General features: G+C 67.5%; 5 protein-coding genes. All 5 read right to left on the bottom strand.

Going from position 1 to position 6,652, the window contains the following annotated elements; all coding sequences use genetic code 11:
• Window positions 1–840, bottom strand: an 840-nt coding sequence (locus SRAH_RS08105; protein ID WP_029462844.1) for a bifunctional enoyl-CoA hydratase/phosphate acetyltransferase, incomplete at its 3' end; no start/stop codon positions are given.
• 21 nt (window positions 841–861) lie between these two features.
• Window positions 862–2,508: a PEP/pyruvate-binding domain-containing protein gene (locus SRAH_RS08100; RefSeq protein ID WP_029462843.1), complete on the bottom strand. Its 1,647-nt coding sequence runs from the start codon at window positions 2,506–2,508 to the stop codon at window positions 862–864.
• Complete coding sequence (locus SRAH_RS08095) at window positions 2,505–4,460, bottom strand: DUF47 domain-containing protein (protein ID WP_029462842.1); 1,956 nt, start codon at window positions 4,458–4,460, stop codon at window positions 2,505–2,507. Before SRAH_RS08095 ends, SRAH_RS08100 begins: the two co-directional genes overlap by 4 nt.
• Before the next feature lie 86 nt (window positions 4,461–4,546).
• The gene (gene fabI / locus SRAH_RS08090) at window positions 4,547–5,305 is read right to left on the bottom strand and encodes an enoyl-ACP reductase FabI (RefSeq protein WP_029462841.1); all 759 of its coding nucleotides are present in this window, start codon (window positions 5,303–5,305) and stop codon (window positions 4,547–4,549) included.
• 99 nt (window positions 5,306–5,404) lie between these two features.
• A complete protein-coding gene (locus SRAH_RS08085; protein ID WP_029462840.1) occupies window positions 5,405–6,622 on the bottom strand; it encodes an acetate/propionate family kinase in 1,218 nt (405 codons plus the stop codon).
• Between the last annotated feature and the right edge of the window lie 30 nt (window positions 6,623–6,652).

The raw sequence follows: 6,652 nt of genomic DNA, 5'->3' as shown, positions 1-6,652 counted from the left end.
CAGCTCTTTGCGCTGCAGCACGGCAGCAATCAGCTCGTCGGTGTGCAGGCTGCCTTTCATGATGGCATCGACCTGCCCGGTGGCGGCCAGCTCGGCGGCCCGCTCGGCGGCGGCGTGGCTGTGCGGCACGTGCAGGATGTCGCTCTCGCCCAAATCCAACTCGGCCTCGCGGGCGACCGCCAGAATGCGCTCCTTGGGGCCAATCAGCAGCGGGATCATCAGCCCATGCCGGGCGGCGTCGAGTGCACCCGACAGCGCGCCGGCATCGCAGGGGTGCACCACGGCGCAGCGCATCGGCGCCATGCCGTCGGCCAGCGAGAGCAGCTCGCGGAAACGCGCCTGCGGGTCGAACAGTTGAATGGTCGGGGCGTTGATCTTGGGCAGGCGAACCTTGGTGGTGGGGGCCAAGACCTTGGCCATGCCTTGCAGCACCTTCTCGTTTTTCTGGTTGACCACCAGGCAGTCGAGCTCGACCGCTTTCTTGACCTCGTCTTTGCTGAGCACGGTGGCGGTGACGGTGAGCGTGTCGCCGATGCGCACCGGGCGCACAAAGCGCAGCGCCTGCTCCAGGTAGATGGTGCCCGGCCCCGGAAACTGCGTGCCCAGCAGCGCCGAGATCAGCGCGCCGCTCCACATGCCGTGCCCGATCACGCCGTGAAACAGGGTGTCGTTGGCGTATTCGGGGCTTAGGTGGGCCGGGTTGGTGTCGCCCGAGACGGCGGCGAAGGCCTGGATGTCTTGCAGCGTCAGGGTGCGCAGCAGGCGCGCGCTCTGGCCGACCGAGAGCTCGTCGAAGGTCAGGTTTTCACTCCATTCGCTGGAATTTGTGGGCTGTATCATGGGGTTTCCGGTAGTGAGGCGTCAAGAATTGGAGCGCAGCGCCTGCAGGCGGCGCTGCAAGGGGGTGTCGGGCACGTCCACAACGGCCAAGGCGCCAGCATAAACGATGCCCTGGTTGCCGTCCAGGGTGAGGGTCTGCCCCACCGCGAACTCGTGCGGGCCAAAAGCCACCGTCTGGCGTTGCGCGTCGATGCGCAACCCTTCGCAGCCGACCAGACACACCTTGCCCAGTTGGCGCGCCACCACCGCCGCGTGCGCCGTGCGCGCGCCGCGCTGGGTCAGCAGCCCCTGCACCCGCTGCAGCGCCTCGATGTCCTCGGTTTGCGCGTCCTGGCGCAGCAAAAGCACCGGCACCCCGGCGCGGGCGCGCTCGATGGCGTGCTCCGGGTCGAGCGCGATCTCGCCGCTGGCAATGCCGCTGCAGGCGCTGCTGGCGCGTGCCAGCTCAAGCGGTGCGGCCGCGTCGGCAGCGCTGTCCCCGGCGCTGGGGGCCAGTTGTTGCAACACCAGGTCTTTGGCCTTGAGGTGGGCGGTGCGCTCGCGCGCCGTCTGGCGCTCGATCAGGCCGGCCTCGTACAGGTCCAGCGCGATGCGCGCCGCCGCACGCGGGGTGCGCTTGCCGCTGCGGGTTTGCAGCAGATACAGGTGGCCGTCTTGCACCGTGAACTCGAAGTCTTGCATATCGCCCAGCTCGCCCTCGAGCGTGCGCGCCGCCTGCTGCAGCGCCTCCCAGGCCTGCGGCAGGGTCTGCGCCAAGGTGGCGTGGCCGTGCGCATTGCGCTGCCCGCTAACCACGTCTTCCCCTTGGGCGTTGGCCAAAAAATCCACCCACAAGGCGGGCTCGCCGCTGCTGGGGTCGCGCGTGAAACCGACCCCGGCGCCGCTGCGGTGCCCGGTGTTGCCAAACACCATGCGCTGCACGATCACGGCGGTGCCCAGCCCTTCGTCGATGCCGTGCAGCTTGCGGTAGCTGGCGGCCTTGGGGCTAAACCACGAGCCATACACCGCCTGCACCGCCGCCGCCAACTGCTCCCGCGGGTCTTGGGGAAAGGGTTGCCCCGCCAGGCTTTGGTACAGCTCCAGGTAGCGCCGGCACAGGGTGCGCAGTTGCGCGTAGTCGAGCATGCGCTCGTCGGCCCCGGCGCAGGCCAGCAAGCGCTCGGCCTCGAACGGTTGCGCCGCCAGCCCGCCCACCACCACGGCGTAGCTGGCGATCAGGCGCCGGTAGGCGTCCCAGACCATGCGCGGGTTGCCACTTTGGCGCAACAACCCCGGCAGGGTGGCGTCGCACAGGCCGACGTTGAGCAGGGTTTCCATCATGCCGGGCATGGACACCGGAGCCCCGGAGCGCACCGAGACGATCAGGGGCGCGCGGGCGTCGCCCAGCTGTTGGCCGCACACCGCCTCGAACGCCGTCAGGCCACCGCCAAACAAGGGCAACAGGCTCGCGGCCGGTTCGCGGGTGTAGTGCGTGCCCAGCACCAGCGCCGGCGGCACCGGCAAACCGAGCCGCGCCATGCGCAGCAAATGCCATGCCTTGGACCCCATGGCCTCAAGACTGGCCTTGCTGTCTTTGCTGGCCTTGCCCGCTTTGGGCATGGGCTCCGAGCTGCTGATCAAAAACAGGTGGCGCGGCCAAGCCGATGCGTGGTTGGAGGGTTTTTTCATGCCACCACCCCGCCTGGGTTGAGCACGATGCGGCGCAGCACGTAGCCGGCGCGCAACAAGTGGTCGGTGGCCTCTTCGAGCGCGGCCGCGACCTCGTTGGCGAGCCCGAACAGCACCGGCTGCGTGGCCAGTTCGTGCACCACCTGCACCCGCGCCTCGCGGTACAGGTCGTCGCACAGGCGCTCGCCGCGCAAGGTGCGCCAGAGCGCCTGCAAAAAGGCCTCTTCGTCGGTGCGGTTGGCCTGCTGGCTCAGGTGGCGCGCAATCTCGATCGCCTTGATCTGGTCTTGAATGGCTGCCAGCGTGGTGTCGGCCAGGCGCTGCAGCGCTTGCACAATGGCGGGCGGCAGCCCGTGCAGGGGCTCGGTGTGCAGCAGTTGCAACAAAAAAATCGACTCTTCGAGCGTGTCGGCCACGTCGTCCATGGCGCCAAGCAGCTCCAGCAACGGCAGCCAGCGCTCGTGGCGGCGGGTGCGCTCGCGCGCGGTGGACAAAATCTGGTCGGCCTGGTGCTCCCAGGCCTTGGCGCGGCCCAGCGTTTGCAGCCACTGCGCGGGGTCGGCCCCGTTGTCCCCGGCCAAGGCACGGCACACTTCGGTGGCAATGGCATGCTGCAGCGCCGCGTGCTCGGCCAGCAAATCAAACTCAAAGCTGCGCTGGCGCATGGCGCGTGCCAGCAGCAAGCGCGCCTCGTCTTGCACCATGGCGGTGGGCAGTTGCTGGCGCAGTTTCAGGCTGGCCTCGGTCAGCAGGGCCTGCAAAAACTGGCGCGCCGCGGTTTCGCCCAGCACCTGATCCAGCCGCTCCCCGACCCGAAAGGCGTGGCTGTCGACCGCCTGCATGGCCCCATAGACCAGTTGTTCGCCGCCAGCCAGCAACCAGCCCATGTGGCCGACGTCGGTTTGGGCGCAGTGGGTCAGCACCTCGAGCGCCAGCGGTTTGGAGACGAACAGTTGCAGCCGCTTGCGGGCCCGGTTCCAATCGATCAGGAACACGATGCGCGAAGCCGCCGCCTCCAGCCCCTGCAACAGCGCCGCCGGCTGGCGCACCTGCAGCGTGGCATGGCCCAGCACGTAGGGCTTGCCCTGGTTGAGTCCGTCTACGGTTTGCGGGGCCAGCAACTCCCAGGTAAAACCCAGTGCCTCCAGTTGCAGGCGAAAGAAATCGAAGCGCACCTGGTGCAAGTCGGAGTAGGTCAGGCGCACCGTTTTGCCTTGCACCTCGAGCACCAGCACGTGCGCGTCGTTGGTGCCAATGTCGTTTTGGATCAGCAGCTTCTTGCCGTGGCGCGTAACCGCCGTGGCCAGACCGGGGTGGCCAAACTTGAGCGGTGCGGTGCGCTGCAAGCCGCGCATGAAGGCCTCGATCAGGGGCCGGTCGTCGGGCTCGATCTGCCACACATGGGCGCCGTCGATGTTTTCGGTGGCAATCTGGGCCGCCAAGGCGTTGAGCCGCTTGTGCAGGTCCATCACCAGCAGGTGCAGGCTGTCGCCGCGCGCGGGCTCGCCGTGGGTCAGGCTGCCCAAGTCGCCCGGGCGCAAGCCGCTTTGCTCCTGCAGCCGCTCGAGCACCGCGAGCCAGTGCCCGCGCCGGCTGCAAAATTCCGACTCGGGCGCATCGGCAAACTCGCACACCGGCTTGGCCATGGTTTCGAGGTCGTCGGCCATGGCCTGGGTCAGGGTCTCAATCTGCGGCAGCACCAGCAGCGAGTCTTGCATGTAGGCGTTGGCGGCCAGCTCGCCCAGCCAGAGCAGGTCGGCCTGGCCGTGCTGGCGCAGCTCGGTAGACCAATCGGGCAGCGGGGCTTGCGCATCGGCCGCGTGCGTGGCGGCCGACTGCAGCACCGACAGATAGAGCTTGAGGCGGTCGTTGGCCAGCAGCGAGGCCGTGATCCAGGCCGGCAGCAGCAGCGAATTCTGACCCATTGAGGCAACGGCTTTGTGTTTTTCCATGGTGTGGCTCCAACTCCAAAGGCCGAGCTTGCCTTGTTTGCGTGTCAGGCGTATTTCAGGCCGGCGCCCTCACGCACGGCAGCGGCTCACGCCATGTGGTGCAGGCCGGCATCGACGTAGATTACGTCACCGGTGATGCCCGAGGCCGCGCCGCCGACCAAAAACGCCACCGCACGCCCCACTTCGGCGATGTCCACCAAGCGTCGGCCGGGCGAGCGCGTCACCGCCATGTCGATGAGCTCGTCGAAGTGCGCTATCCCTGAGGAGGCGCGGGTTTTCAGCGGGCCGGGCGAAACGGCATAGACGCGCACATCCTTTTCGCCCAGCTCTTTGGCCAGGTAGCGCACCGAGGATTCCAGCGCCGCTTTCACCGGGCCCATCAGGTTGTAGTTGTTGACTACTTTGTCGGCGCCGTAGTAGCTCATCGTCACCAGCGCGCCGCCGGGGCGCAGCAGGGGCTCGGCGTGGTGCGCCATTTCGATGAAGGAGTGGCAGGACACCTGCATGGCCTGCAAAAAACCAGCTTGCGAGCAGTCAACGATGCGCCCGTGCAAGTCGTCGCGCGGTGCGTAGGCAATCGAGTGGATGACGAAGTCCAAGCTGCCCCAGTGTTGCTTGATCTGCTCGAACACCTGCTCCATCTGCCCCGGCTGGCTCACATCGAGCGGCAGCAGCAGCGCGGCGTCGATCTGCTCGGCCAGCGGCTCGACGAACTTTTTGGCTTTTTCGTTCAGGTAGGTCAGGGCGATTTCGGCCCCAAAGGCGCGCAGCTTGGCGGCGCAGCCAAAAGCGATGCTGTCGGCGTTGGCCACCCCCACCACCAGGCCGCGTTTGCCTTGCAGCATGTCGCCGATGCGGGCGTTTTCATCCCAGACCTTGGGCAGTGGGTCGCGTGATTGGGGGTCGATGAACATGGCTTTGCTCCAAAGTTGCTGAAAAATTTTTTAAGCGGCCGTCCACAGCGCCAGCGCGTGTTCGGCCAGCATGCGCTCTTCGTCGGTGGGCAGCACCAGCGCGCTCACGCGCGAGCCGGGCCGGCTGATCAGGCCCTGGCTGTGCGCACCGGCGTGCAGGGCGGCGTTGGCGGCGGCATCGAAGTCGATCCCGATCCAGCCCAGGTCTTGCACGATGCGCTGGCGGATGGACACCGCGTTTTCGCCGATGCCGCCGGTGAACACCAGCGCATCGAGCCCGCCCAGGCTGGCGCTCAGGGCACCGATTTCGCGCTGGCAGCGCGCCACAAAATAATCCAGCGCCTGCCCGGCCTGCGGCTGCTCGGATTGCAGCAGCTCGCGCACGTCGTTGCTCAGGCCCGACAGGCCCTTGAGCCCGGATTGCTGGTACAGCAGCTCGGTCAACTGCGCCGGGTTGTAGCCTTTTTCGGTGAGCAGGTAGAGCAGCACGCCGGGGTCGATCTGGCCGCAGCGGGTGCCCATGGGCAGGCCGTCGAGGGCGGTAAAGCCCATGCTGGAATCGATCGACACGCCTTGGCGCAGCGCGCACATCGAGGCCCCGTTGCCCAGGTGCGCCACAATCACGCGCCCTTGGTGCAGCGCGGGCCAGTGCAGTTTCAGGGCGCGCGCGATGAACTCGTAGGACAAGCCATGAAAGCCGTAGCGGCGCACGCCTTCATCGTAAAAGCGCCGGGGCAGGGCAAAGGTGTCGGCCACGAAGGGGTGCTGGCGGTGAAAGGCGGTGTCGAAACACGCCACTTGCAGCGCCTGCCCAAAGGCCGCCATGGCCGAGCGGATGCCGGCCAGGTTGTGCGGCTGGTGCAGCGGCGCCAAGGGGGCCAGCGCGTCGAGCTGCTCCAGCACCTGGGCGTCGATCCGCACCGGTTGCGCAAAATGCACCCCACCGTGCACCACGCGGTGGCTCACCAGCGCCACTTTTTGCTCAGGCAGGTGCTGCTCCAGCCAGTGCAACACGGCGTCTAGCGCCTGTTCGTGGCCACTGCGCCCACTGGACACTGTGGGCAGGGCCTGCACTTGTTGGCCGTGCTGGTTGGAGTGCAGGCTCAGGCGCGCCGCCGCACCGCCTATGCCCGACACCTGCCCGTGCGCCAGCGGCGCAGGCAAGGGGCTGCCGGGTGCCTCGGGCAGTGGGGTGAGCGAAAACTTGATCGACGACGATCCGGCGTTGAGCGTGAGCAGCAAGGGCATGGCGGGCAGCAGTGTCTATGGAACCGCCCC

This window comes from Serpentinimonas barnesii (assembly GCF_000696225.1).
GTDB classification, from domain to species: domain Bacteria; phylum Pseudomonadota; class Gammaproteobacteria; order Burkholderiales; family Burkholderiaceae_C; genus Serpentinimonas; species Serpentinimonas barnesii.
The sequence above is the reverse complement of the archived record's forward strand: the minus strand, read 5'-3'. Positions and strand labels throughout refer to the sequence as shown.

What these genes read in the sequence shown, in the direction of transcription:
- SRAH_RS08100 (WP_029462843.1), bottom strand. Translation starts at nt 2,508, where the DNA reads ATGAAAAAACCCTCCAACCACGCATCGGCTTGGCCGCGCCACCTGTTT.
- SRAH_RS08095 (WP_029462842.1), bottom strand. Translation starts at nt 4,460, where the DNA reads ATGGAAAAACACAAAGCCGTTGCCTCAATGGGTCAGAATTCGCTGCTG.
- fabI (WP_029462841.1), bottom strand. Translation starts at nt 5,305, where the DNA reads ATGCTGCAAGGCAAACGCGGCCTGGTGGTGGGGGTGGCCAACGCCGAC.
- SRAH_RS08085 (WP_029462840.1), bottom strand. Translation starts at nt 6,622, where the DNA reads ATGCCCTTGCTGCTCACGCTCAACGCCGGATCGTCGTCGATCAAGTTT.